20 protein-coding genes are annotated in these 24,171 nt (G+C 71.9%); 8 read left to right on the top strand and 12 right to left on the bottom strand.

Features of this window, described 5'->3' with window-relative positions:
* The 6 genes from ACFY1T_RS26380 to ACFY1T_RS26355 form a co-directional block, all read right to left on the bottom strand.
* Positions 1-1,740 carry a branched-chain amino acid ABC transporter permease gene (locus tag ACFY1T_RS26380; RefSeq protein WP_390790356.1) on the bottom strand — a complete coding sequence of 580 codons (1,740 nt, stop codon included), beginning with the start codon at positions 1,738-1,740 and terminating at the stop codon, positions 1-3.
* Between the two features lie 5 nt (positions 1,741-1,745).
* The gene (locus tag ACFY1T_RS26375) at positions 1,746-2,678 is read right to left on the bottom strand and encodes a branched-chain amino acid ABC transporter permease (protein WP_030155821.1); all 933 of its coding nucleotides are present in this window, start codon (positions 2,676-2,678) and stop codon (positions 1,746-1,748) included.
* Between the two features lie 111 nt (positions 2,679-2,789).
* Positions 2,790-4,028 carry a branched-chain amino acid ABC transporter substrate-binding protein gene (locus ACFY1T_RS26370; RefSeq protein ID WP_030858855.1) on the bottom strand — a complete coding sequence of 413 codons (1,239 nt, stop codon included), beginning with the start codon at positions 4,026-4,028 and terminating at the stop codon, positions 2,790-2,792.
* 532 nt (positions 4,029-4,560) lie between these two features.
* Complete coding sequence (locus tag ACFY1T_RS26365) at positions 4,561-4,971, bottom strand: hypothetical protein (protein ID WP_390790355.1); 411 nt, start codon at positions 4,969-4,971, stop codon at positions 4,561-4,563.
* A gap of 164 nt (positions 4,972-5,135) precedes the next feature.
* On the bottom strand, positions 5,136-5,606 hold the full coding sequence (locus tag ACFY1T_RS26360) for a PaaI family thioesterase (RefSeq protein ID WP_030858859.1): 471 nt from the start codon (positions 5,604-5,606) through the stop codon (positions 5,136-5,138).
* A gap of 58 nt (positions 5,607-5,664) precedes the next feature.
* Entirely contained in the window at positions 5,665-7,935 is a 2,271-nt protein-coding gene (locus ACFY1T_RS26355; protein ID WP_390790354.1) for an FdhF/YdeP family oxidoreductase, read from the bottom strand.
* A 133-nt stretch (positions 7,936-8,068) separates the two neighbouring features.
* Between ACFY1T_RS26355 and polA the strand changes: the two genes are divergently transcribed.
* A complete protein-coding gene (gene polA, locus ACFY1T_RS26350; protein WP_390790353.1) occupies positions 8,069-10,789 on the top strand; it encodes a DNA polymerase I in 2,721 nt (906 codons plus the stop codon).
* Positions 10,790-10,796: 7 nt separating this feature from the next.
* On the opposite strand, the gene ACFY1T_RS26345 is transcribed toward polA, so the two are convergent.
* Positions 10,797-11,675 carry a DUF4184 family protein gene (locus ACFY1T_RS26345; RefSeq protein WP_390790352.1) on the bottom strand — a complete coding sequence of 293 codons (879 nt, stop codon included), beginning with the start codon at positions 11,673-11,675 and terminating at the stop codon, positions 10,797-10,799.
* A gap of 165 nt (positions 11,676-11,840) precedes the next feature.
* On the opposite strand from ACFY1T_RS26345, the gene ACFY1T_RS26340 reads away from it, so the two are divergent.
* Positions 11,841-13,010, top strand: coding sequence for a lytic transglycosylase domain-containing protein (locus ACFY1T_RS26340; RefSeq protein ID WP_390790351.1), 1,170 nt, complete (start codon positions 11,841-11,843; stop codon positions 13,008-13,010).
* A gap of 25 nt (positions 13,011-13,035) precedes the next feature.
* On the opposite strand, the gene ACFY1T_RS26335 is transcribed toward ACFY1T_RS26340, so the two are convergent.
* Positions 13,036-14,061: a hypothetical protein gene (locus tag ACFY1T_RS26335; RefSeq protein WP_390790350.1), complete on the bottom strand. Its 1,026-nt coding sequence runs from the start codon at positions 14,059-14,061 to the stop codon at positions 13,036-13,038.
* A 232-nt stretch (positions 14,062-14,293) separates the two neighbouring features.
* Between ACFY1T_RS26335 and ACFY1T_RS26330 the strand changes: the two genes are divergently transcribed.
* Positions 14,294-14,434, top strand: a complete 141-nt coding sequence (locus ACFY1T_RS26330; RefSeq protein WP_107089976.1) for an SPW_0924 family protein — start codon at positions 14,294-14,296, stop codon at positions 14,432-14,434.
* A gap of 13 nt (positions 14,435-14,447) precedes the next feature.
* On the top strand, positions 14,448-15,452 hold the full coding sequence (locus ACFY1T_RS26325; RefSeq protein ID WP_390790349.1) for a DUF3068 domain-containing protein: 1,005 nt from the start codon (positions 14,448-14,450) through the stop codon (positions 15,450-15,452).
* On the opposite strand, the gene hrpB is transcribed toward ACFY1T_RS26325, so the two are convergent.
* Together hrpB and ACFY1T_RS26315 are read right to left on the bottom strand one after the other, a co-directional pair.
* Positions 15,436-17,976 carry an ATP-dependent helicase HrpB gene (gene hrpB, locus ACFY1T_RS26320; RefSeq protein WP_390790348.1) on the bottom strand — a complete coding sequence of 847 codons (2,541 nt, stop codon included), beginning with the start codon at positions 17,974-17,976 and terminating at the stop codon, positions 15,436-15,438. The two genes, ACFY1T_RS26325 and hrpB, sit on opposite strands and share 17 nt — an antisense overlap.
* Before the next feature lie 7 nt (positions 17,977-17,983).
* Positions 17,984-18,853 carry a class I SAM-dependent methyltransferase gene (locus ACFY1T_RS26315; RefSeq protein ID WP_390790347.1) on the bottom strand — a complete coding sequence of 290 codons (870 nt, stop codon included), beginning with the start codon at positions 18,851-18,853 and terminating at the stop codon, positions 17,984-17,986.
* A 368-nt stretch (positions 18,854-19,221) separates the two neighbouring features.
* Here ACFY1T_RS26315 and rpsA point away from each other — a divergent pair, with 368 nt between their 5' ends.
* From rpsA to ACFY1T_RS26295, 4 genes are all read left to right on the top strand, one after another.
* Entirely contained in the window at positions 19,222-20,730 is a 1,509-nt protein-coding gene (gene rpsA, locus ACFY1T_RS26310) for a 30S ribosomal protein S1 (RefSeq protein ID WP_030160280.1), read from the top strand.
* Positions 20,731-20,897: 167 nt separating this feature from the next.
* Positions 20,898-21,836, top strand: coding sequence for a PAC2 family protein (locus ACFY1T_RS26305; protein ID WP_030858875.1), 939 nt, complete (start codon positions 20,898-20,900; stop codon positions 21,834-21,836).
* Positions 21,837-21,906: 70 nt separating this feature from the next.
* Positions 21,907-22,542 carry a dephospho-CoA kinase gene (gene coaE / locus ACFY1T_RS26300; protein ID WP_390790346.1) on the top strand — a complete coding sequence of 212 codons (636 nt, stop codon included), beginning with the start codon at positions 21,907-21,909 and terminating at the stop codon, positions 22,540-22,542.
* 66 nt (positions 22,543-22,608) lie between these two features.
* Complete coding sequence (locus tag ACFY1T_RS26295; protein ID WP_390790345.1) at positions 22,609-23,016, top strand: tetratricopeptide repeat protein; 408 nt, start codon at positions 22,609-22,611, stop codon at positions 23,014-23,016.
* Between the two features lie 35 nt (positions 23,017-23,051).
* On the opposite strand, the gene ACFY1T_RS26290 is transcribed toward ACFY1T_RS26295, so the two are convergent.
* Positions 23,052-23,312, bottom strand: a complete 261-nt coding sequence (locus ACFY1T_RS26290; protein WP_390790367.1) for a DUF6343 family protein — start codon at positions 23,310-23,312, stop codon at positions 23,052-23,054.
* Between the two features lie 31 nt (positions 23,313-23,343).
* Complete coding sequence (locus ACFY1T_RS26285) at positions 23,344-23,901, bottom strand: hypothetical protein (protein WP_390790344.1); 558 nt, start codon at positions 23,899-23,901, stop codon at positions 23,344-23,346.
* Positions 23,902-24,171: the final 270 nt, after the last annotated feature.

The raw sequence follows: 24,171 nt of genomic DNA, 5'->3' as shown, positions 1-24,171 counted from the left end.
TCACGCACCCGCCTTGGCGGTGGCCAGGTCCGCGGGGGCCTGGTCAGTCGTCTCGTCGTCGTGGTACTCGAGCTGCGCGCGCTTGTTGGCGATGAGACCTTCGGGGCGGAAGCGCATGAGCAGGATGAGGGCGATTCCGAATGCGAGGAGCTGGTAGTCCTGGAGGAAGGCCAGCTTCGCCGGGATCAGGAACAGCAGTGCGGCGCCGAGGATGGGGCCGCGGATGGTGCCCATGCCGCCGAGGATGACGGCGGCGAGGAGGAACGCGGAGTTCGGCGGGACGGGCCCGGCGAAGACGTAGTTCTCGGGGACGACCGTGCTGTTGACGTGTGCCTGCACCGTGCCGGCGAGGCCGGCGAGGGTGGCGCCGAGGGCGAAGGCGATGAGCTTGACCTTGAAGCCGTTGATGCCCATGGCTTCGGCGGCCGTCTCGTCCTCGCGGATGGCGACCCAGGCGCGTCCGATGCGGCTGTTGCCGGCACGGGCGAAGACCAGGATGACGAGCGCCATCACGAGCAGCATCAGGAAGTAGTAGTTGGCGTAGGCGCCGAGGACGATGCCGCCGACGTTGTGCGACTCCCCGAAGTTCCACCCGAAGAGTTCGAGGTGGGGGATGTTCGGGATGCCGTTGGGGCCGTTGGTGATGTCCGGGCCGGAGGTGCCGTCGAGGTTGCCCATGGCGATGCGGAAGATTTCTCCGAAGCCGAGGGTGACGATGGCGAGGTAGTCGCCGCGCAGGCGCAGGGTCGGGGCTCCGATGACCACGCCGAAGATCAGCGAGGCGAGGGCGCCGACGATGACGGCCGCCCAGAAGGGGAGCTGGAAGCCGAAGGCGGAGGCGGTGCTCCCGGAGACCAGGGCCGCAGCGTAGGCGCCGACGCCGAGGAAGGCGACGTAACCGAGGTCGAGGAGGCCCGCGAGGCCGACGACGACGTTGAGGCCGAGGGCGACGGTCGCGAAGATCAGGATGTTCACCGCGATGAGCGTGTACGTGTCGCCGCTCTGCTGGATGAACGGGAAGGTGATCGCGGCGGCCGCCGTACCGATGAGGGTGACCTGGCGGTTCTTCGCCGTGAGGAGGCCGAGCCGGTCGAAGAGGCCGGACTTGAGCAGGGCGAAGGCCGCGAAGCCGACGATGATCAGGTACGTGACGAAGAGCTGCGGCTCCTTGTCGTCGGTGTCGATGCCGAAGGTGACCACGTAGAGGCCGACGGCGAAGGCACCGATGATGATGAGGAGCTCGCCCCAGGAGGGCAGCTTCTTGGCGGCGGCCGCCTTGTGGCTGTCGTCGGCGAGCTTGTACGCGGCGAGGGCCGGGACGAGCGAGCCGATGAGGGCGACGTAGGCGCCGGGCTCCAGGTGGACGAAACCGCCGAGGACCACTGCGATGGCGATGACGGTGAACCAGGTGCCGGCGAGCGTGCCGAGCGAGAGGATCCACACGGGCTTGCGGGCGCCGGTGGGGGTGAGCCAGCGCAGGCCCTTGACGCCGAGCGCGGAGAGCGCGTGGACGGCGGTGAGGAGGGCGCCGACGAGGCTCAGGAACTGGATGGGGGCCGGGCTGCCGTAGTAGGTGAGGTCACCGGGGAACTCGGCGGTCCAGGTCCAGGCGAGGAAGGTGCTGACGATCGTCAGCAGGCTTCCGCCGATGACCGTGTAGAGCAGCGCGGTGCGGGAGAGGGTGCCGGTGCCGGCACCGGTGGCTTCGCCCTCGAGGGGGAGAGTGGCTTCGTTGGTCATGGTTCTCACGCCCGATCCGCGACGCGCTCACCGAGCAGGCCTTGTGGCCGCACGAGGAGGACGACGATGAGGAGTACGAACGCCCAGACGTTGGACCAGGCTCCACCGCCGAGCTGCGACATGCCGGGGATGTCCTCGATGTAGGCGATCGACAGGGCCTCTGCGAGGCCGAGGACGACGCCGCCGACCATGGCTCCGTAGATGTTGCCGATGCCGCCGAGGACGGCCGCGGTGAACGCCTTGAGGCCGAGGATGAAGCCCATCTCGAAGTTGATCTGACCCTTGTCGAGGCCGTAGGCGACGGCGGCGACGGCGGCGAACGCGGCACCGATGGCGAAGGCCATGACGATGATGCGGTCGGTGTTGATGCCCATCAGCTTCGCGGTGTCCGGGTCCTGCGCGGTGGCCTGCATGGCGCGGCCGCTGCGGCTCTTCTGGACGAAGATGCCGAGGGCGAGCATGCAGAGCGGGGCGAGGATGAGGACGAAGAGGTCCGCGCGCTGGATGGCCAGGCTGTCGGTGATCTTGAAGGCTTCACCCTTGAACTCGGGGAAGCTGACGGCCTTCTTGGCATCCGGGTAGAACTGCCAGACGAGCTGCTGGAGCGCGATCGAGAGGCCGATTGCGGTGATGAGGGGAGCGAGCCGGGGAGCGCTGCGCAGGGGACGGTACGCGAAGCGTTCGGCTGCGGTGGCTACGGCGACGGAGGCGAGTGCGCCTCCGACGATCATGACGGGGATCGCGATCAGCAGGGAGGTGCCGGTCGGGAGTGCGGCGTAGGCGGTGAGCGCGCCGAAGCCGCCGATCATGAAGATCTCGCCGTGGGCGAAGTTGATGAGCTGGACGATGCCGTAGACCATGGTGTACCCGATGGCTATGAGGCCATAAAGGGCACCGAGGGCAAGGCCGTTGGCCAGCTGTTGCGGCAGTTCGTGCACCGCAGGGCCTCCGATGAGCGTGTCGGATAAGACTCCGCGCGAGGGCGCTGTTGCGCCCTCGCGCGGTGGGTTTGGTTCAGGTGCGGCTGGTAATGCGGGGGTCCTACGGGATTACTGGTTGAACGTGTCGCTCTTGACGTCGATCCACTTGCCGCCCTCGACCTTGTAGACCGTGAGCTGCTTGTTGGTGGTGTCGCCGTACTCGTCGAAGGCGACCTTGCCGGTCACACCCTCGAAGGACACCTTGCCGAGAGCCTCGACGACCTTGGCGCGGGCGTCGGTGGGGAGCTTGCCGCCGTTGGCGGCGACGACGGCCTTGACGGCCTGGACGACGGACCAGCCGGCGTCGTAGGAGTAGCCGCCGTACGCCGCGTACGGGTCCTTGTAGCCGCCGGCCTGGTAGTCGGCGATGAAGGTCTTGGCGGTGGGCAGCTTCTCGACCGGGTAGCCGATCGAGGTGGAGAGGTCGCCCTCGTTGGCCTCGCCGGAGGCGGTGATGAAGGCGGGGTCCTGGATGCCGTCGCCGCCCATGAGCGGGATGTTGGCTCCGGCCTTCTTGACCTGGTCGGCGAGGAGGCCGCCCTCGGGGTACTGGCCGCCGAAGTAGACGGAGTCGGCGCCGGAGGACTTGACCTTGTCGGCGGTGGAGGAGAAGTCGGTCTCCTTCACGGTGACGTGGTCGGTGCCGACGACCTCGCCGCCGAGCTTCTTGAACTCGTCGGAGAAGATCGCGGCGAGACCGGCGCCGTAGGTCTGCTTGTCGTCGACGACGAAGACCTTCTTCTTGCCGGCGTCCTTGAAGAGGTACTGGGCGGCGAACTTGCCCTGGACCACGTCGGTGGCGGCGGTGCGGAAGTAGGTCTTGAAGGGGCGCTTGAACTCGCCCTTGCCCCAGTTGTCGCCCTGGCTGAGCGCGGGGTTGGTGTTGGCGGGGGAGACCTGCGCCAGGTTGGCGGAGGCGAAGACGCCCTGCATCTGCTGCGCGACGCCGGAGTTCAGCGGGCCGACGACGCCGACGACGTCCTTGTTGCCGACGAGCTTGGTGGCGTTGGCCTGGCCGGAGGCGGGGACCGCCTGGTCGTCGAGGGCTTCGACCTTGAACTCGATACCGGGGACCTCGTTGTTCTTGTTGGCCGTCTTGGCCGCGAGGTCTACCGAGTTCTTGATGCCCTGGCCGAGCGCGGAGAGCGAGCCGGTGAGCGGGGCGTCCACGCCGATGACGACGACGGTCTTGGCGCCGTCGGCCTTGTCCCCGCCGGTCTTGGCCTCATCGCGCGAGCCGCAGGCGGTGAGGGTCAGTGCTCCCGTGGTGATCACGGTGGTGAGGACGAGCAAAGAACGGTGTCGCACGATTCTTCCTTTCCCTGGCGCGGCCCCCTCAGATGAGGTGCCGTTGGGTCGCCGGGCCGCACTGGGATGTCCACGGCCGTGCCGGGTTGCGCCCTGTGGCGCGGTGACTGGCCGTGACTCTAGGCCGAGGTGGCGAGTGCGGGGAGCGGGGAAAGGAGGATGTGACTGTCTTGTTATGCCGAGGCCAAGAATGTGTGGCGGGAGTGTGGACAATTCGGACGTTTAACCACTTCGGGGAATGTCCGCATGGTGAGAATTCCCCGTTCCCCTAAGGGGCTTGAGGGGTTCATGCTCCTGTCATTGATCAAAAGGGCAGGAATGTCGCTGGCTGTGTCCGGAAGAATCCGCCGGGTTGCATTCCGCGGGGGTAAAACGGGATTCTGTGGGGCGTCGGCATTACTGTGGGTAATTTTTCCCCTTGATCCACTTCAAGCGGATCGATCTTGGTCAGGGGTGCGGGAGGCTTCCGACCTGCGGATCGGGTCCGCGCCGCCGGGCGCCCGGAAGTCGGACAGCGTGCGCGGGATTCCGGTCATCCGGGCGGGCTCGGGGGCCGCCAGTTCTCGGAGCTCCAGGTTGCCCCGTTCTGTTCGGCGCAGCGCCGTGCGGTGAGCCGGTCGGCGAGCTCAAGTGCCTTGTCCAGCCCGGCAGTTCGCTCCTCGGTGCGACCTGCGGCCACGACTTCCTCGTGGATCTTGTACTGGTCGTTGGACATGCCCTTCTGCTCCCAGTCGAGCCCGGCCCACTTGCCGCCCTTGAGGGCCTCCTTCGCCCAGTAGGACACCAGGCTCGTGCAGATCTGGGCGGGCGAGGAGGGGCTGGAAACGGGCGTTGGCGTGGTCCGCGGGGCGGGTGGGGCGGATATGGAGCATCCGGACAGGGCGAGTGCCGCCAGGAGTGCGGCGGCACCGCAGTGGGCCGCGGTGCGTGGCTGGGTCCCCATGAAGGGAAGGTAGGCCGTCACCTTCGGTGACACAACAGTCGTCGCGGCGCCGGGCGCGGACTGGCGGATTCCTGGTGGTTGCCGGGCCCGTACGCGCCGCAGGCCCGGGTCCGGCCCCCGGGCGGGGGCGGGATCCGGGCCCGCGGGGGCTCTGCGCGGGCGGGTCAGGCCCCGGCGGCGGGGTCCGCGTCGCGCAGCAGGCAGGTCAGGCGGGCAGTGCACACGCGCCGGTCCTGCTCGTCGCTGATGACGATCTCGTACGTGGCGGTGGAGCGGCCGCGGTGCACGGGGCTGGCGACGCCGGTGACCAGGCCCGAGCGCACGCCCCGGTGGTGGGTGCAGTTCAGGTCCACGCCGACGGCGATCTTGTTGATGCCGCCGTGCATCATCGCGCCGACCGAGCCGAGGGTCTCGGCGAGCACGGCCGAGGCGCCGCCGTGCAGCAGCCCGTACGGCTGGGTGTTGCCCTCGACGGGCATGGTGGCGACGACGCGCTCCGCCGAGGCCTCCAGGATGCGGATGTCCATCCGCTCGCCGAGGTGGCCCGCCGAGAACAGCGAGGGCAGGTCGATGCCCAGGGCCGCGTACTCGTCGAGGACCTCCTGCGGGAACTTCACAGCGTGCTGCTCGCCCATGGGCAGGCTCCGTTCGTGTGTCAACGCTCGTTAACCGTCTTGTCCTGAGGTCGTTCTATCAGGCCGGTTCGAAGCGGATGACGACGGACTTGCTCGCGGGGGTGTTGCTGGTGTCCGCCGTGGAGTCGAGCGGGACCAGCACGTTCGTCTCGGGGTAGTACGCGGCCGCGCAGCCGCGGGCGGTCGGGTAGTGCACGACGCGGAAGCCGGGCGCGCGCCGCTCGACCCCGTCCTTCCACTCGCCGACCAGGTCCGTGTACGAGCCGTCCGCGAGGCCGAGCTCCGCCGCGTCCTCGGGGTGGACCATGACCACGCGGCGGCCGCCGGTGATCCCGCGGTAGCGGTCGTCGAGGCCGTAGATGGTGGTGTTGTACTGGTCGTGGCTGCGCAGGGTCTGCAGGAGCAGCCGGCCCTCGGGGACCTTCGGGTACTCGACGGGGGCGGCGGTGAAGTTCGCCTTGCCGGTCTTGGTGGGGAAGCGGCGCTCGTCGCGCGGGGCGTGCGGGAGGCGGAAGCCCTCGGGGCGGGCCGCGCGGGCGTTGAAGTCCTCGAAGCCGGGGATCACGCGGGAGATCCGGTCGCGGATGGCCGCGTAGTCCCGCTCGAACTCCTCCCACGGGGTGGCGGAGGCGGCCCCGAGGACGGCGCGGGCCATGCGGGCCACGATCGCGGGCTCGGAGAGCAGGTGCGGGGAGGCGGGGGCGAGGTTGCCGCGGGAGGCGTGGACCATGCCCATCGAGTCCTCGACGGTGACGAACTGCCTGCCGCCCGCCTGTACGTCCTTGTCGGTGCGGCCGAGGGTGGGCAGGATCAGGGCGCGCCGGCCGGTGACCGCGTGGGAGCGGTTGAGCTTGGTGGAGACGTGGACGGTCAGGGAGGCGCGGCGGATCGCGGCCTCGGTGACGTCGGTGTCGGGGGTGGCGCCGACGAAGTTCCCGCCCATGGCGAAGAGGACCTTGGCCTCGCCGTCGCGCAGGGCCTCGATGGAGCGCACGACGTCGTAGCCGTGGCCGCGCGGCGAGGTGATGCCGAATTCCTTGTCGAGCGCGTCGAGGAAGGCGGGCGCGGGGCGCTCGAAGATCCCCATGGTGCGGTCGCCCTGCACGTTGGAGTGGCCGCGGACGGGGCAGACGCCGGCGCCGGGGCGGCCGATGTTGCCGCGCAGCAGGAGCAGGTTGACGACCTCGCGGATGGTGGCGACGGAGTGCTTGTGCTGGGTGAGGCCCATGGCCCAGCAGACGATGGTGCGCTCGGAGGCCAGGATCATGGCCAGCGCCCGCTCGATCTCGGGGCGGGTGAGGCCGGTCGCGGTGAGGGTCTCGTCCCAGTCGGCTTCCGCCGCGGCGGCCGCCAGCTCCTCGTAGCCGTGGGTGTGCTCGCGGATGAAGGCCTCGTCGGTGGCGCCCGCGGTCTCGATCACGAGCTTGTTGAGGAGACGGAAGAGGGCCTGGTCGCCGCCGATGCGGATCTGCAGGAAGAGGTCGTTGAGGGCGGTGCCCTTGAACATGCCGACCGGGGTCTGGGGGTTCTTGAACCGCTCCATGCCGGCCTCGGGCAGCGGGTTCACCGAGATGATCTTCGCGCCGGAGGTCTTGGCCTTCTCCAGGGCGGAGAGCATGCGCGGGTGGTTGGTGCCCGGGTTCTGCCCGGCGACGATGATCAGGTCGGCCTGGTGGAGGTCTTCGAGGTTGACGCTGCCCTTGCCGATGCCGATGGTCTCGTTCAGCGCGGAGCCCGAGGACTCGTGGCACATGTTCGAGCAGTCGGGCAGGTTGTTGGTGCCGAACTCGCGGGCGAAGAGCTGGAAGAGGAACGCGGCCTCGTTGCTGGTGCGGCCCGAGGTGTAGAAGAGGGCCTCGTCGGGGGAGCCGAGGGCCGTCAGCTCCTCGGCGATGATCTCGAAGGCCCGCTCCCAGGGGACGGCCTCGTACCGGTCGGCTCCCTCGGGCAGGTACATCGGCTCGGTGATGCGGCCCTGCTGCCCCAGCCAGTAACCGGAGCGGCCGGCGAGGTCGGCCAGCGGGTGCTCGGCGAAGAAGTCCGGGGTGACCCGGCGCAGCGTGGCCTCCTCGGCGACGGCCTTGGCGCCGTTCTCGCAGAACTCGGCCGTGTGTCGCTTGTCTCCCTCGGGCCAGGCGCAGCCCGGGCAGTCGAAGCCGTCCTTCTGGTTGACCTTGAGCAGGGTGCGGGCGGTACGGGCGACGCCCATCTGCTGCTGCGCGATCCGCAGGGTGTGCCCGATGGCGGGCAGGCCGGCCGCGGCGTGCTTCGGGGGCGCGACCTGCGGCGCGTCCTGGACGGGATCACCTGCGGGCGGCTTGGTCGCCATGTCGCTCCCCTTTGAGCAGTCGAGCAACGCAGCGTCGGCCGCTGCGCGTATTCGCGTACGCGTCCGATCCTGTCACGCCCGGCCGACATCTCCGACGCCGGAATTGTCAGCGGGGCCGCCTAGGATCGGGTGCGTGGCAGAGAACGCATCGAAGAAGACCGACCAGCCGACCGAAGCGGGCCGCCCCCGCCTGATGCTCATGGACGGGCACTCCCTGGCGTACCGGGCGTTCTTCGCGCTGCCCGCGGAGAACTTCACGACGGCGACCGGGCAGCCGACGAACGCCATCTACGGCTTCGCGTCGATGCTGGCGAACACGCTGCGCGACGAGGCGCCCACGCACTTCGCGGTGGCGTTCGACGTCTCGCGCAAGACGTGGCGCTCGACGGAGTTCCCCGAGTACAAGGCGAACCGCTCCAAGACCCCCGACGAGTTCAAGGGGCAGGTCGAGCTGATCGGCGAGCTCCTGGACGCGATGAAGGTGCCGCGGTTCGCGGTCGACGGCTTCGAGGCCGACGACGTGATCGCCACGCTGGCGACGCAGGCGGAGGCCCTCGGCTTCGACGTCCTGATCGTCACGGGGGACCGGGACTCCTTCCAGCTCGTCTCCGAGCACACCACCGTGCTGTACCCGACCAAGGGCGTCTCCGAGCTGACCCGGTTCACCCCGGAGAAGGTCGAGGAGAAGTACGGGCTCACCCCGCAGCAGTACCCGGACTTCGCGGCGCTGCGCGGCGACCCGTCGGACAACCTGCCGGGCATCCCGGGCGTCGGCGAGAAGACCGCCGCCAAGTGGATCACCCAGTTCGGCTCGTTCGCGGAGCTCGTCGAGCGGGCCGAGGAGGTCAAGGGCAAGGCCGGGCAGAACTTCCGGGACCACCTGGAGGCCGTGAAGCTCAACCGGGTCCTGACCGAGATGGTCAAGGACGTCGAGCTGCCCCGGTCCGCGGGCGACCTGGCCCGCCTCCCCTACGACCGCTCCGCGGTCACGGGCGTGCTGGACGTGCTGGAGATCCGCAACGCCTCGCTGCGCGAGCGGCTGCTGGCCGTGGACCCGGGCGCCGCCGAGGAGCCGGCCCCGGCTCCGGCCGCAGGCGTGGAGCTCGACGCGAGCGTGTTGGGCGCCGGCGAGCTGGCGCCGTGGCTGGCGGCCCGCGCGGGCGAGCCCCTCGGCATCTCCACCGTGGACAGCTGGGCGCTGGGCCAGGGCAATGTCAGCGAGATCGCGCTGGCCGCGGCCGGCGGTGCCGCCGCCTGGTTCGAGCCGTCCGCGCTGGACGAGGCCGACGAGCGGGCCTTCGCGGCCTGGGCCGCCGATGCCGCGAAGCCCAAGGTGGTGCACAACGCCAAGGGCCTGATGCGGGTCTTCCCCGAGCACGGCTGGAGCCTGGCCGGCGTCACCATGGACACCGCGCTCGCCGCGTACCTGGTCAAGCCGGGCCGCCGCTCCTTCGCGTTGGACGTGCTGTCCAACGAGTACCTGCACCGTGAGCTCCAGCCCGCCGCGGCCGACGGCCAGCTCGCCTTCGGCGCCGACGAGACCGCCGAGGCGGAGGCCCTGATGGCGCAGGCCCGCGCCGTCCTCGACCTCGGGGAGGCCTTCACCGGCAAGCTGGCGGAAGTGGGGGCCGTGGAGCTGCTCCACGACATGGAGCTGCCCACCTCGGAGCTGCTGGCCCGGATGGAGCGGGCCGGCATCGCCGCCGACCGCGACCACCTGGAGGCCATGGAGCAGCAGTTCGCCGGAGCCGTGCAGCAGGCGGTGAAGGAGGCGCACGCGGCGGTCGGCCACGAGTTCAACCTCGGCTCGCCCAAGCAGCTCCAGGAGGTGTTCTTCGGCGAGCTGGACCTGCCGAAGACGAAGAAGACCAAGACCGGCTACACCACGGACGCGGACGCGCTGGCCTGGCTGGCCACGCAGACCGACCACGAACTGCCGGTGATCATGCTCCGCCACCGGGAGCAGGCCAAGCTGCGCGTCACCGTCGAGGGCCTCGTCAAGACGATCGCCGCCGACGGCCGGGTGCACACCAGCTTCAGCCAGACCGTCGCCGCGACCGGACGCCTGTCCTCCACCGACCCGAACCTGCAGAACGTGCCGGTGCGCACGGACGAGGGCCGGGCGATCCGCCGCGGGTTCGTCGTCGGCGAGGGCTTCGAATCCCTCATGACCGCCGACTACAGCCAGATCGAGCTGCGCGTCATGGCGCACCTGTCCGAGGACGAGGGCCTCATCGAGGCGTTCCTCTCCGGCGAGGACCTGCACACCACCGTCGCCTCCCAGGTGTTCGGCGTGGAGCGCTCCGAGGTCGACGCCGAGATGCGGCGCAAGATCAAGGCGATGTCGTACGGACTCGCGTACGGGCTCTCCGCCTTCGGTCTCGCCCAGCAGCTGAACATCGAGCCCGCCGAGGCCCGCGGCCTGATGGAGACCTTCTTCGAGCGGTTCGGCGGGGTCCGGGACTACCTGGGCCGCGTGGTCGAGGAGGCCCGCGCCACCGGGTACACGGCGACCGTCTTCGGCCGCCGCCGCTACCTGCCCGACCTCAACAGCGACAACCGCCAGCGCCGCGAGGCCGCCGAGCGGATGGCGCTGAACGCCCCGATCCAGGGCACCGCGGCCGACATCGTCAAGGTCGCGATGCTGCGCGTGGACAAGGCCATCACCGAGGCCGGGCTGAAGTCGCGGATGCTGCTCCAGGTCCACGACGAAATCGTGCTGGAGATCGCCCCGGGCGAGCGCAAGAAGGCCGAGGAGCTGGTGCGCCGCGAGATGGGCGCCGCAGTGGAACTGCGCGCCCCGCTGGACGTGTCGGTGGGCGTCGGCGCCGACTGGGAGTCGGCCGCGCACTGACGCAGGTCTACCGGACGCCCGTTCCCGCCGGCCGCCCTGCGGCGGGGACGGGCGTCCGCGTCTCCTCGTCCGGGCGGGCCGGCCCGCGCCGGTGCAGGAGCCGTACGAGGACCCCGTACAGCAGCAGGCCCACGGCGAGTCCGCCGCCCGCGCCGAAGCAGACGGTCGGGATGATGTCGAGCGGTGTGCGGATCCGGTCGAAGAACGTGAAGAAGCGCAGCACGCGCATCGTCACCCCGACGGCCACGCACACCACGACCAGGGCGGCCGCTCCCAGCAGCTCCGCCCGGCCGAGCACCGGCACGGACCCCGGCACGGGCGAGTCGGGCAGCCGCCGCACGGCGGTCACCGCGAACCAGAGCAGGGCGCAGGCGGCGAGAGCCGAAGTCCCGTACTGCACGTACGTATAGAGGGGAAGCCCCTTCGCGAACGGCTCGCCGAGCACGGGCAGCGCGTCCGTCCCCCACCGGTGGGGGTGCGTGAAGCTGTCCCACACCACGTGCGTGAGGGAGCCGATGACGGCGCAGACGTAGAACCACGACACGAGCGGCACCGGGCCGCGGCCCCGCCAGTCCTCTCCCCGTACGAAGGCGTGCATCCGGCCCCGGCGGCGGCGCGGCAGCAGCGCGATCAGCGGTTCGCGCAGCAGCAGCCAGCAGGCCGCGAGCGCGGCGGTCAGCACGGCGTCCACGGTGAACACCCCGGGCAGCGAGTGCGCGAACTCCCCGTACGGCCAGACGCCCGGGACGACGGCGTCCGCGAAATAGAACGTGTCCGGCGCGAACGACCCGAGGACGAGCGCCGACGCGACCAGCGGTCCGCGGGCCCGGCCCGTACGGCGCACGGCGGGCAGGGCGGCAGCCGCGTGGCTGAGCGTGAACGGCATGACATCTCTTCCTTACTTCGGGCCAATGCGCCCCGAACGGTCCGGGTCAGTATGCGTGAGCTGCCCCTCAGGTGGGGAAGTCGTGAAATCCGGACGCAGATCGGTGCAGGTTGAAGGGAGTTGACGTAGGGTCGCGCCGACGTCGAGGGGGAGGGGACCCGGCTCATGTCGGCTCGGATAGGAAGCAGGCTGCGCAGGGGTGGGGCCGCGGTCCTGGTCTGCGCGTTCGTCGCCGCGGCGCTCACGGCGTCCGGGGCCCCCGTACGGGAGCGGATATCCGCCGCGGACTCCGAAGGGCCGGCCGCGGACCCCGCACGGCCGACCGGGTCCGGAGGGGACACCGACTACCTCACCGAACTCCCGCCGGTGGCGGCGGAGCTGCCGCAGGAGGTCCCGGCCGCCGCACAGCCGGCGCAGCCGGACGCCGGGGCACTGGCGACGCACAACGAACCGGTGGCCATGGGCGGCGGGGAAGGCGCGCAGGGAATCCCGGCGACGGTCCTGGCGGCGTACCGGCTGGCCGAGCAGAAGGTGGGGCGCAGCGACCCCGGTTGCGGACTGCGCTGGCAACTCCTCGCGGCCATCGGCAAGGTCGAGTCCGGGCAGGCGCGCGGCGGCCGCGTCGACGCCGCCGGCACCACCCTGCGGCCGATCCTGGGCCCCGTGCTCGACGGCAACGGCTTCGCCGACATCCGCGACACGGACGGCGGACAGTACGACGGCGACGCCGCGCACGACCGGGCGGTGGGCCCGATGCAGTTCATCCCGTCCACGTGGGCGGCCTGGGGCCAGGACGCGGACGGCGACGGCCGCCGCAACCCGAACAACGTGTACGACGCGTCGCTCGCGGCCGCCCGCTACCTCTGCGCGGGCACCCGCGACCTGCGCGTACCGGCCGATCTGGACCGCGCGGTGCTCTCGTACAACCAGTCCGCGGAGTACCTGCGCACGGTGAAGTCCTGGTTCACGTACTACCTCCAGGGAGCGCACGAGGTCCCGAACGCGGACGCGGGCCGGCCCCCGGCGCAGCCCGGGCCGAGCCCGAAGCCGACCCCGAGCCCCACACCCAAGCCCACGCCGGTGCCGACGCCCACCCCGACGCCCACTCCCACCCCGACGCCGGATCCGAAGCCCACGCCGACGCCGACGCCGACCCCGACGCCGACGCCGACGCCGACGCCGACGCCGACCCCGACGCCGACCCCGAGCCCGACGCCGACCCCGACGCCCTCGCCGACGGCGAGCGCGCGGCCGACCCCGGCGCCCACCCCGAGCCCCTCGGCCACGCGCAAGGCGTCCCCGGCCGCGTCTCCCACCGGGACCAGGGCCCCCTAGCCGGCCGCAGAGGCGGTGGCCGTGGTCACGGCGTCGGTACGAGCAGCTCCGCGGTGAGTCGCGGAGCGACGGCCGTGCTCAAGGATCCCGGCACGAACCGCGAGCTGGCGTTGGCGCCGGTGGTCTGGAGGACGTGGAGCGTGATCACGTCGCCCACGGCCAGCTCCAGGGTCGCCGACACCGACTGCGAGACGTACCCGGTTCCCGGGAGGACCGCGGTGTCCTGTGAGTCGAGCGCGCGTCCACCGCCGTTCACCTGCAGTTGCAGGTTCCGGGCCCCTGCCGGATTCGGGGTGTAGGTCAGCAGGACCCGGCCCGTGACCTGGTAGCGCCCCGCCGTCCTGACCACCAGGGCCGAGTTCGGAGCGTCGAACATCATGCTCGTGTCGTAGACCGCGCTGCTGAAGAGGATCTTGGTGAGCGTGGTGTCCGCGATGATCTGGTCGCTGAAGGACTGGATGCTCGCGCCGACGTTGATCGTGGGCCCGGGCGGGCCGCTGGGGCCGGGCGGGCCGCTGGGGCCGGGGGAGCCGCTGGGGCCGGGCGGGCCGCTGGGGCCGGGGGAGCCGCTGGGTCCGGGCGGGCCACTGGGTCCGGGCGGGCCACTGGGTCCGGGCGGGCCACTGGGACCGGCAGGGCCACTGGGACCGGCAGGGCCACTGGGACCGGCAGGGCCACTGGGACCAGGGGGGCCGCTCGGACCGGTGGCCCCGGGCGGACCGGGTTCGCCGGGTTCACCCTGTTCACCCGGTTCGCCGGGCGGGCCGCTGGGGCCCGGGGGACCCTTCGGGCCCCGCGCGCCCTGCCGCGGGTCCTTCCGGCAGTCCGTCCGCTGCTTGCCGGTGCGGGGGTCCTTCTCGCACTTGCCGCCGCCGCCCGCGGCGCCGTACGCGCTCGCGCGCCCGCCCGCGTCCTGGGCCGCCAGCGCGTTCGGCACGGTCAGCCCGGCCGCCAGGAGCAGCGCGAGCGAGGCGACCGCGCCGCCGGCCATCCATCGGGTGCGAAGGGTGCGCGGATCCGGCCGCGCCCCCGTCGTCTTCTCCGTACTCATCCGCGTGCTCCTCGACTCCGGGGGAACTCCACTGAGATGCCAGGAGGAGCTTGACCCGTGGGACACCGGAACACGTCACGTAGCGTCACAACACGCCTGACCATAGGTAATTCGGACCAATGCCGCTCCGTGATCCCGGGTCACGACGGTTCTCATCTCCGCCCGGCGTTGCTACGGTGCGGGCTCCGTCCTGACGCCCAGTCAGATTCCATCGGATTCCGGAGGCCCCGGCATGCGCGCACTCCTCGCCGCCGCCATCGGGCTTGCCGCCGCGCTGGCCCTCGTGTTCGCCATCACGGCGTTCGGGGCGCCCGAAGGCAAGACCTCGCCCAAGCCCCTGCTCACCACCGCGCCCAGCGCGCCCGGACAGTAGAGGAGGCCCGGCCTTGAGACGTACCGCCAGCCTCGTCCTGCTCGCCTTCGCCGTGTTCCTCGCCGCCCTCGCGCCGCTGCTGCGCTGGTACGCGTACCCCCGGCTCGCCAAGATCCCGCCGGGTCAGTACCAGGAGATGGTCCTGGAGGCCAAGGACGCGACCCTCCTCGACTACACCGCCGGCATGCAGCCCAAGAAGGTGGACAAGGTCACCATCGTCCAGACCCTGAAGGGCAACGTCGAGGCGTCGAAGGAGATCGAGGCGAGCGCCGGCAAGGACGTCGTCGTCTGGGACACCCTCACGTACATCATGGGCCCGGACGGGAAGATGGTCTCCCAGATACCGGAGCGCTACATCTTCGACGCCCACAGCCAGGACCCGGTGCACGCCACCGGCGAGATGGTCGACGGCGACCCGGTCCAACGCCAGGGCATCGAGTTCAAGTGGCCGTTCTTCACCGAGCCGCGCGACTACCTCTACTTCGACGCGCAGACCCGCACCGCCTCGCCCATCCACTACGTCGGACCGCGCACGTACCGCGGGATGGACGTCTACTACTACGAGCAGACCCTCCCGTGGACGAAGGTCGCGCTCCCGAAGAAGATGCCGATCGAGGGCATCGACCCGAAGACCTTCGAGCAGAGCACCGGCACCAGCCTCTGGTACCAGGCCAAGGCGATGTTCTGGGTCGACCCGGTGACCGGGGCGCCCGTCAACGCCGAGCAGGTCATCGAGCAGGAGATGCGCGGCGGCATCGCGGCGGGCGCGCCCGACGGCAGGCTCACCGTCTTCGCGGGGCACGTGAAGATGCGCGAGGACTACGCCGCGTACACCGTCGACCTGGTCAAGTCGAACCGTACGAAGGTCCTCGCGCTGCACACGTACGCCCCGATCGGCCTGGCGGCGGGGGCCCTCGTCCTGTTCGGGGCGGCCCTGTGGCTGGAGGCCCGCAGCCGGCGCCGCGGTGAGGCGCAGGACGGGGAGGCGCCCACCGCGCGGCTCACGGCCGACGTCTGAGCCGGGCGTTGGTGTGCCGGGTGGGCTCGGCGGTCGCCGGGTCCTGCGGCCACGGGTGCTTGGGGTAGCGGCCGCGGAGCTCGGCGCGCACCGCGCGGTAGCCGCCCTGCCAGAAGGAGGCCAGGTCGGCGGTGACGGCGGCGGGCCGCCCGGCCGGGGACAGCAGGTGCACGAGTACGGGCACCCCGGCCACCTTCGGGGTCTCGGCCAGCCCGAACAGCTCCTGCAGCTTCACGGCGAGGACCGGCTGCCCGTGCCCCTCGGCGGCGTAGTCCACCCGGATCCGGGAGCCGCTCGGCACCTCGATCCGCTCCGGGGCCAGCTCGTCGAGGCGGGCCGCCTCGCCGGTGGCCCAGGGCAGCAGCCGGTTCAGCGCCTGCCCGGCGTCGATCCGCCCGAGATCCGCGCGGCGGCGGGCCCGTGACAGCTCGGGCTCCAGCCAGTCGCCGGCGCGGTCCAGCAGGGTGGCGTCGTCCTCTACGTCGGGCCAGTCGCCGCCGAGCGTGCGGTGCAGGAAGCCGAGGCGGGCGCGGAGCATCCGCGCGTCCGGGGACCAGCGCAGCAGGCCGAGCCCCTCGCCGCGCAGGCCGTCGAGGAGGGCGGCCCTGACCAGGTCCGGGTCGGGGTTCCCGAGCGGGCGCACGGCCAGCTCGACGGCCCCGAGCCGCTGCGCGGACCTGGCCACCACGTCCCCGTCCTCCCAGCGGACCTCCTCCCCGCAGGACAGCAGGTGGCCGGCGGCGGCCCGGGCCGTCTCCTCGTCGACGACGGCGGCCAGCCGGACCCGGGCGGAGACGGAATGCGGCCCCCGGTCGGCGACGGCCACCGCCAGCCAGGGCGCGCTGCGCAGCGATGAGCCGTCACCGAGCTCGGCCCCCGTCCCCGAGGCCATCAGGAACGCCCCCTCGCCCTTGGCCCGGGCGACGCGCTCGGGGAACGCCAGGGCCGCGACGAGCCCGGCGGCGGCATCGTCGGAAAGCCCCTCGGGGCTCCCGGCGGGGCGCTCCGCGGCCCGCTCCAGGCGGCGGGCCTCCGCCCGCCAGCGGGCCGCGTACGCGTCGCCGCCCGCGCGGGCCCGGCGCCAGGCGGCGGCCAGGTCGTCCCCGTACTCCCGCGGCGGCTCCTCGCTCAGCAGGGCGACGATCTCGGCGGCCCGGCGCGGTCCCAGCGAGGCGGAGCCGTCCAGCAGGGCGCGGGCGAGGCGCGGGTGCAGCCCCAGCCGGGCCATCCGCTGCCCGCGCGCGGTGACCCCGCCGGCCGGGGACACCGCGCCCACCGCGACCAGCACCTCCCGGGCCGCGGCCATCGCCCCGGCCGGCGGCGGGTCCGGCAGGGCCAGCCCGGCCGCGTCCGGATCGCCCCAGCACGCCGCCTGCAGCGCGAACCGGGCCAGGTCCGCGATCCGGATCTCGGGGGAGGGGAACGCCGCCAGGCGGCCGTCCTCGGCCTCCGGCCAGCAGCGGTACACCGCCCCCGGCGCCTCGCGCCCGGCCCGGCCCGCCCGCTGGCGCCCGGCCGCGCGGGACGCCCGTACGGTCGCCAGGGAGCCCAGCCCCCGCGCGTGGTCCACCCGGGGTTCGCGGGCCAGCCCGGAGTCCACGACCACCCGTACCCCGGGCACGGTCAGGCTGGACTCCGCCACCGCGGTGGACAGGATCACCCGGCGGTGCGGCGCGACGGAGAGCGCCGCGTCCTGCACCGCCGCCGGGGCGCGCCCGTGCAGCTGGAGCACCTCCGCCTCCACCCCGGCCAGCTGCCCGGCCACCCGGGCGATCTCGCCGACGCCGGGCAGGAAGCACAGGACGTCACCGGAACGTTCCGCCAGCGCCCGCCGCACCACCGAGGCCACGTGCGCGAGCTGCGCCGGGTCCACCCGCATCCCGTGCGGCGGCCGCACCGGCCGGGCCGGCGGGACCCAGACCGTCTCCACCGGGTACGAGACCCCGGCGGCCTCCACCACCGGCGCGCCCCCGGGGCGCCCGCGGCCGAGGACGCGGGCCCAGCCCGTCGCGTCGGTCGTCGCCGAAGCCGCCACCAGCCGCAGCTCCGGGCGCAGGGTTTCCCGTACGTCCAGCAGGAACGCGGCGACCGTGTCGGCGTCGAGGTGCCGCTCGTGGCACTCGTCCAGGACCACCACGTCCACGCCGGCGAGCTCCTGGTCCCGCTGGAGGCGCTGGAGCAGCACACCGGTGGTGACCACCTCCACCACGGTGTCCGGGCCCGCCACCCGTTCCCCGCGCACCGTGAAGCCCACCGCGCCGCCGACCTGCTCGCCCAGCAGCCAGGCCATCCGCCGCGCCGCCGCCCGGGCGGCGATCCGCCGGGGCTCGGCGACGACCACCCGGCGCCGGGGCCCGCCGCCCACCAGCCCCGCCAGCACCAGCGGCACCAGCGTGGTCTTGCCGGTGCCGGGCGGGGCGCAGAGCACCGCCGTGCCGTGGGCGTCCAGCGCCGAGACGAGCGCGGGCAGGGCCTCCCGTACGGGGAGGGCGTCGAGGTCGGCCTGGCGGAGCTGTCGGGTCAACCGGGTCTCAGCCCCTCTCGCAGACGAAGATCGCGGTGCCGGGGATCAGGTTGCCGCGCAGCGGGGACCAGCCGCCCCACTCCTGGGTGTTCCAGGCGGGCCACTCCGGCTCCACCAGGTCCACCAGGCGGAACCCGCCCGCCACCACGTCCCGGACCCGGTCGCCGAGGGTGCGGTGGTGCTCCACGTAGACGGCGCGGCCCTGCTCGTCCTGTTCCACGTACGGGGTCCGGTCGAAGTAGGAGGCGGCGATCGACAGCCCTTCGGGGCCGGGCTCGTCGGGGAAGGCCCAGCGGATGGGGTGGGTGACCGAGAAGACCCAGCGGCCGCCGGGGCGCAGGACGCGGTGGACCTCGCGCATGACGTTCACGGGGTCGGCGACGAAGGGGACGGCCCCGTACGCGGAACAGGCGAGGTCGAAGGAGCCGTCGCGGAAGGGGAGCCTTCCGGCGTCGGCTTCGACCAGCGGGACGTCCTCGCCGATGCGCAGGGCGTGCTGGAGCTGGCGGTGGGAGAGGTCGAGGGCGACCGGGCGGGCGCCCCGGGCGGCCAGCCAGCGCGAGCACTGGGCGGCGCCGGCGCCGATCTCCAGGACGTCCTTGTCCTTGAGTGAGTCCGCCGGGCCGAGCAGCGCGGCGTCCGCCTCGTCGAGGCCCTCCGGCCCCCAGACGAAGCGGTCGTCGCCGAGGAAGGCGCCGTGCTCGCTCTGGTACTCGTCGGCGTTGCGGTCCCACCAGCCGCGGCTGGCCCGGCTGCTCTCCGCTTCGTCCGCGTCACGCCGGGTGGCCTCGGCGTCGTCGCCGGCGTCCTCGAAGCCGCCGTGACCGGTGCCGTCGGCTTCGTACGCTTCTTCGGAGGCGTAGTCCTCTTGGTTCATGGGGCCCGTCGTCGTAGTCTGCGGAAAGAGTCGGAAAGAGTCGTGACACGGCAGAGAAGGGCCATCGGCGCCTGCCCGCCCACGAATTGTGCCGGTTATGCGGTGATCCGCCCGGGGTGTGCGCCTTCGCGCATTGACCCTGTCCGGCTGCCCCCGTATGCTACAAGTTGCGCTGCGAGCCTGTGCTCCTCAGACCTAGCAGGCTGCGCTTGCATCTGTTGATGTCCCCTCGGTTTTCGAGGCCCTCACCCGCTTCACGGCGGAGTAGGGGCTTCCTTGGCTGTCCGGCTTCTTCGGCAGATGCCGATAAGGGCTCCCGGCGTAGCAGTACCTACGACTTTCTGTCCGTAACCGGAGCCCTTTCCCACATGACGAGCAGCACCGAGACCACCTCTACCACCCCGCAGGTAGCGGTCAACGACATCGGTAACGAGGAAGCCTTCCTCGCCGCGATCGACGAGACGATCAAGTACTTCAACGACGGCGACATCGTCGACGGCGTCATCGTGAAGGTCGACCGGGACGAGGTCCTGCTCGACATCGGTTACAAGACCGAAGGCGTGATCCCGAGCCGTGAGCTCTCGATCAAGCACGACGTCGACCCGAACGAGGTCGTCAAGGTCGGCGACGAGATCGAGGCCCTGGTTCTCCAGAAGGAGGACAAGGAAGGCCGCCTGATCCTGTCCAAGAAGCGCGCCCAGTACGAGCGCGCCTGGGGCACGATCGAGAAGATCAAGGAAGAAGACGGCATCGTCACCGGTACCGTCATCGAGGTCGTCAAGGGTGGTCTCATCCTCGACATCGGCCTCCGTGGCTTCCTGCCGGCCTCCCTCGTCGAGATGCGCCGCGTCCGCGACCTCCAGCCCTACGTGGGCAAGGAGCTCGAGGCGAAGATCATCGAGCTGGACAAGAACCGCAACAACGTGGTCCTGTCCCGCCGTGCCTGGCTGGAGCAGACCCAGTCCGAGGTCCGCCAGACGTTCCTCACCACCCTGCAGAAGGGTCAGGTCCGCTCCGGCGTCGTTTCCTCGATCGTCAACTTCGGTGCCTTCGTGGACCTGGGTGGCGTCGACGGTCTCGTCCACGTCTCCGAGCTGTCCTGGAAGCACATCGACCACCCGTCCGAGGTTGTCGAGGTCGGCCAGGAAGTCACCGTCGAGGTCCTCGACGTGGACATGGACCGCGAGCGTGTCTCCCTGTCGCTGAAGGCGACGCAGGAGGACCCGTGGCAGCAGTTCGCCCGTACGCACCAGATCGGTCAGGTCGTCCCGGGCAAGGTCACCAAGCTGGTTCCGTTCGGTGCGTTCGTCCGCGTGGACGAGGGCATCGAGGGTCTGGTCCACATCTCCGAGCTGGCCGAGCGCCACGTGGAGATCCCGGAGCAGGTCGTCCAGGTCAACGACGAGATCTTCGTCAAGGTCATCGACATCGACCTCGAGCGTCGCCGGATCTCGCTGTCCCTGAAGCAGGCCAACGAGTCCTTCGGTGCCGACCCGGCGTCGGTCGAGTTCGACCCGACCCTGTACGGCATGGCCGCGTCCTACGACGACCAGGGCAACTACATCTACCCCGAGGGCTTCGACCCCGAGACCAACGACTGGCTCGAGGGCTTCGACACCCAGCGCGAGACGTGGGAGCGCCAGTACGCCGAGGCGCAGGTCCGCTTCGAGCAGCACCAGGCGCAGGTCATCAAGAGCCGCGAGGCCGACGAGGCCGCTGCTGCCGAGGGCGCTGCCGCCCCGGCCGCCAGTGGCAACGCCGGTGCGGGCATCTCGGGCGGTTCCTACTCCTCGGAGTCGGACGAGACCTCGGGCGCCCTGGCCTCCGACGAGGCCCTGGCCGCGCTCCGCGAGAAGCTGGCCGGCGGCCAGAGCTGATCGCAGCGCACCACACCTCGGTGTGAGCTGTAACTGAGCTGAACGGCAAGGCCCGTCCCCTTCGGGGGGCGGGCCTTGTTGCGTTCCTGTGAAAGCGGCCAACCGGGGAATGGAGCAGCAGCCTTGGACGTTGTGCGCACAGTAGGCGGCGAGGAGGAGTGGTGACGGTGCTTGATCCACAGGGTTTGTACGAATGGGATGCCAAGGGCCTGGCAGTGGCTGATCTGGCGCTTGCCCAGGACTCGGCCGGGCTGGTCATGCTCTACCACTTCGAGGGGTACATCGACGCGGGCGAGGCCGGCGAGCAGATCGTCGAGCGACTGCTCGACACGCTGCCCCACCAGGTCGTGGCCCGGTTCGACGCCGACCGCCTGGTCGACTACCGCGCCCGCCGGCCGCTGCTGACGTTCCAGCGCGACCACTGGACCGAGTTCGAGGAGCCGCGCCTGGAGGTGCGGCTCGTCCAAGACGCCACGGGCGCCCCGTTCCTGCTGCTCTCCGGCCCCGAACCGGACGTGGAGTGGGAGCGCTTCGCCGTCGCCGTCCGCCAGATCGTCGAGCGCCTCGGCGTCCGGCTCTCGGTCAACTTCCACGGCATCCCCATGGGCGTCCCGCACACCCGGCCCGTCGGGATCACCCCGCACGGCAACCGGACCGACCTCATGCCGGGCCACCGCAGCCCGTTCGACGAGGCGCAGGTGCCGGGCAGCGCGGAGTCCCTGGTGGAATTCCGCCTCGGCCAGGCCGGGCACGACGTGCTGGGCGTCGCCGCGCACGTACCGCACTACGTGGCGCGCTCCCCGTACCCGGACGCGGCGCTGACGGTGCTGGAGGCGATCACCGCGGCGACCGGGCTGGTCCTGCCGGCCGTGGCGCACGCGCTGCGCACCGAGGCGCACCGTACGCAGACGGAGATCGACCGGCAGATCCGCGAGGGCGACGAGGAGCTGGTCTCCCTGGTCCAGGGACTGGAGCACCAGTACGACGCGGCGGCCGGCGCCGAGACGCGGGGCAACATGATCGCGGAGCCGCAGGAGATCCCGTCGGCGGACGAGATCGGCCGCGAGTTCGAGCGGTTCCTGGCGGAGCGCGAGGGCGAGGGCTGAGGTCCCCGCCCCGGCCGGCCGGGGCGGGGGGCTGTACGGGGGCCCGGGCGCGGGGTCTAGTCTGCTGGGCATGTTGAAGGTGGGCCTGACAGGCGGAATCGGTGCCGGCAAGAGCGAGGTCTCGCGGCTGCTGGCGGGGTACGGGGCGGTCGTCGTGGACGCCGACCGCATCGCGCGGGAGGTCGTGGAGCCCGGTACGCCGGGGCTCGCGGCCGTCGTGGCGGCGTTCGGGGAGTCCGTGCTGACCGCCGAAGGGACGCTGGACCGGCCGAAGCTGGGCTCGATCGTGTTCGCCGACCCGGCGAAGCTGCAGACCCTCAACGCCATCGTGCACCCGCTGGTCGGGGCCCGGTCGGCCGAGCTGGAGGCCGCCGCCGGGGCCGACGCGATCGTGGTGCACGACGTACCGCTGCTCGCGGAGAACGGCCTGGCGCCGCTGTACGACCTGGTGGTCGTGGTGGACGCGGCCCCCGGAACGCAGCTGGCCCGGCTGACCGCGCTGCGCGGGATGGCCGAGGAGGAGGCGCGGGCCCGGATGGCCGCGCAGGCCACGCGGGAGCAGCGGCTCGCGGTGGCCACGCTCGTCATCGACAACGACGGGCCGCTGGAGGCACTGGAGCCGCAGGTGCGCAAGGTGTGGGCGGAGCTCAAGGAGCGGGAAGCCGCTGAAGGACCCGCAGGTACCGCAGGCACCGCCGGTGCCTGACGTGCACATGGAATAGCAGGCGGGGCGCGGGGCGTTGAACGCGGCCGCAGAGGGAAGGATCGAACCGTGTCCGACACCACGCCGCCGTCCGTACCGGCGCAGCCGCCTTCGCCGTCCGGCTCGTCGCCCGAGACCCACGTCATCGACTACCGTGCCGCCGAGCAGCTGCTGGCCGCGCGCGACCCGCGGGGCGCCGTGAAGCTGCTCGACTCGGTCATCGCCGCGCACCCGGAGAACACGGCCGCCCGGCTGCTGCGGGCCCGCGCGTTCTTCGCCGCCGCGCAACTGCGTCCGGCGGCGCTGGAGTTCGAGCTGGTGCTGGAGCGGGAGCCGGACAACGCCTTCGCGCACTTCGCCCTGGCCCGCACCCACGAGCGCTCCGGCCGGCCCGAGCAGGCGCGCAAGCACTTCCGCCTGGCGGCCGCCCTGGACCCCCGGCCCGACTACGTGGCCGCGGCCCGCTTCGAGGAGTAGCGGAGCGGCCCGCTTCGAGGAGCCGCGGGGCCGGGTCAGCGCCGCGGCGGGGGCTCGTACGGGGGGATCTCCGGGCCGGGCTGGTAGTGCGGGCCCTGGTGGATGTGGTGGAGGACAACGGCCAGGTCGACGAGCGCCAGCACGGCGACGACCCCGCAGGCGGCCGCCCACCCGGGACGGCCGACCAGCGAGAACGCGGCGGTCCCGGCGGCGGCCCAGAGGAACCCCCACAGACTCAGCCAGAACCGCAGCCGCAGCGGGCTGCGGGCGGTCACCGGCTCGTTTCCGGAACGCATCACCATCGCCTCGACTCCATGGTCCCACCGGTCATGGATCGAGGCGGTTCACGGCGGTCGTGGTCGTCCGCTTGAAGGCGGCGACGGGGGCGTCGCCCAGGTCGCCCATCCGGCCCCACTGGACGACGGTCACCGTGGAACCGTCGCGGCCGATGCCGAAGAGGTGCACGCCGGGCTCGGAGTCCGGGATCGAGGTGTGCACGCCGTACACGTGGGCGCCCTCCTCGACGGGGAGGGCGCCGTAGTCCCTCGACCGGGCCGTCCCCTCCGGGTGCTCCCGCAGCCAGTCGGCGGCGCAGGCGGCGACCTGCCGCTCCAGGTCCCGGGCCAGCCGCGCCGCCGCCGCGTCGGAGGAGGCCCGTACGGAGACCTGCACGGCGCCGGCGTCGAGGTCGGTGCCGAAGTGCCGGTGCCAGCTCCCGGTGGCCGGAAGCGCCCCGTCCAGGCAGAACGGCGGCGTTTCGGGCAGCCCCTTGGTGACCTTCCCGGCATGCCAGGGCGAGGAGGGCTGCGGAGGGAGGTCGGCGGCGCCGAGGAAGCCGGGGGCGGCGAGCGCGAGTGCGATGACGGCGGCGAGACCCTGGAGCATGGTGGTTTCTCCCGATGCGGCAGCTGGTGCGGTGCTTGTGCCGTCCCCGCCCCGTGCCACCGCAAAACGCCCCGACCGGGTCGGACGCGGCCCGGTCGATCAAGCACCGCCGGGGTTCGAGGCGCGCCGGGGTCCGAGGCGCGGGGAGAGGGCCCCGCGCAGCGATTCGGGAGTCGACGTCTGCCCAGCTCAGCGGCATTGTCAGTGGCCACACCTAGACTCGACGGCAGACGGGACCCGTCTGATCCGACCGCGCCGAGAGGGAGAGGA

Source organism: Streptomyces sp. NPDC001194 (genome assembly GCF_042896985.1).
In the GTDB taxonomy this organism is placed as follows: domain Bacteria; phylum Actinomycetota; class Actinomycetes; order Streptomycetales; family Streptomycetaceae; genus Streptomyces.
The sequence above is the reverse complement of the archived record's forward strand: the minus strand, read 5'-3'. Positions and strand labels throughout refer to the sequence as shown.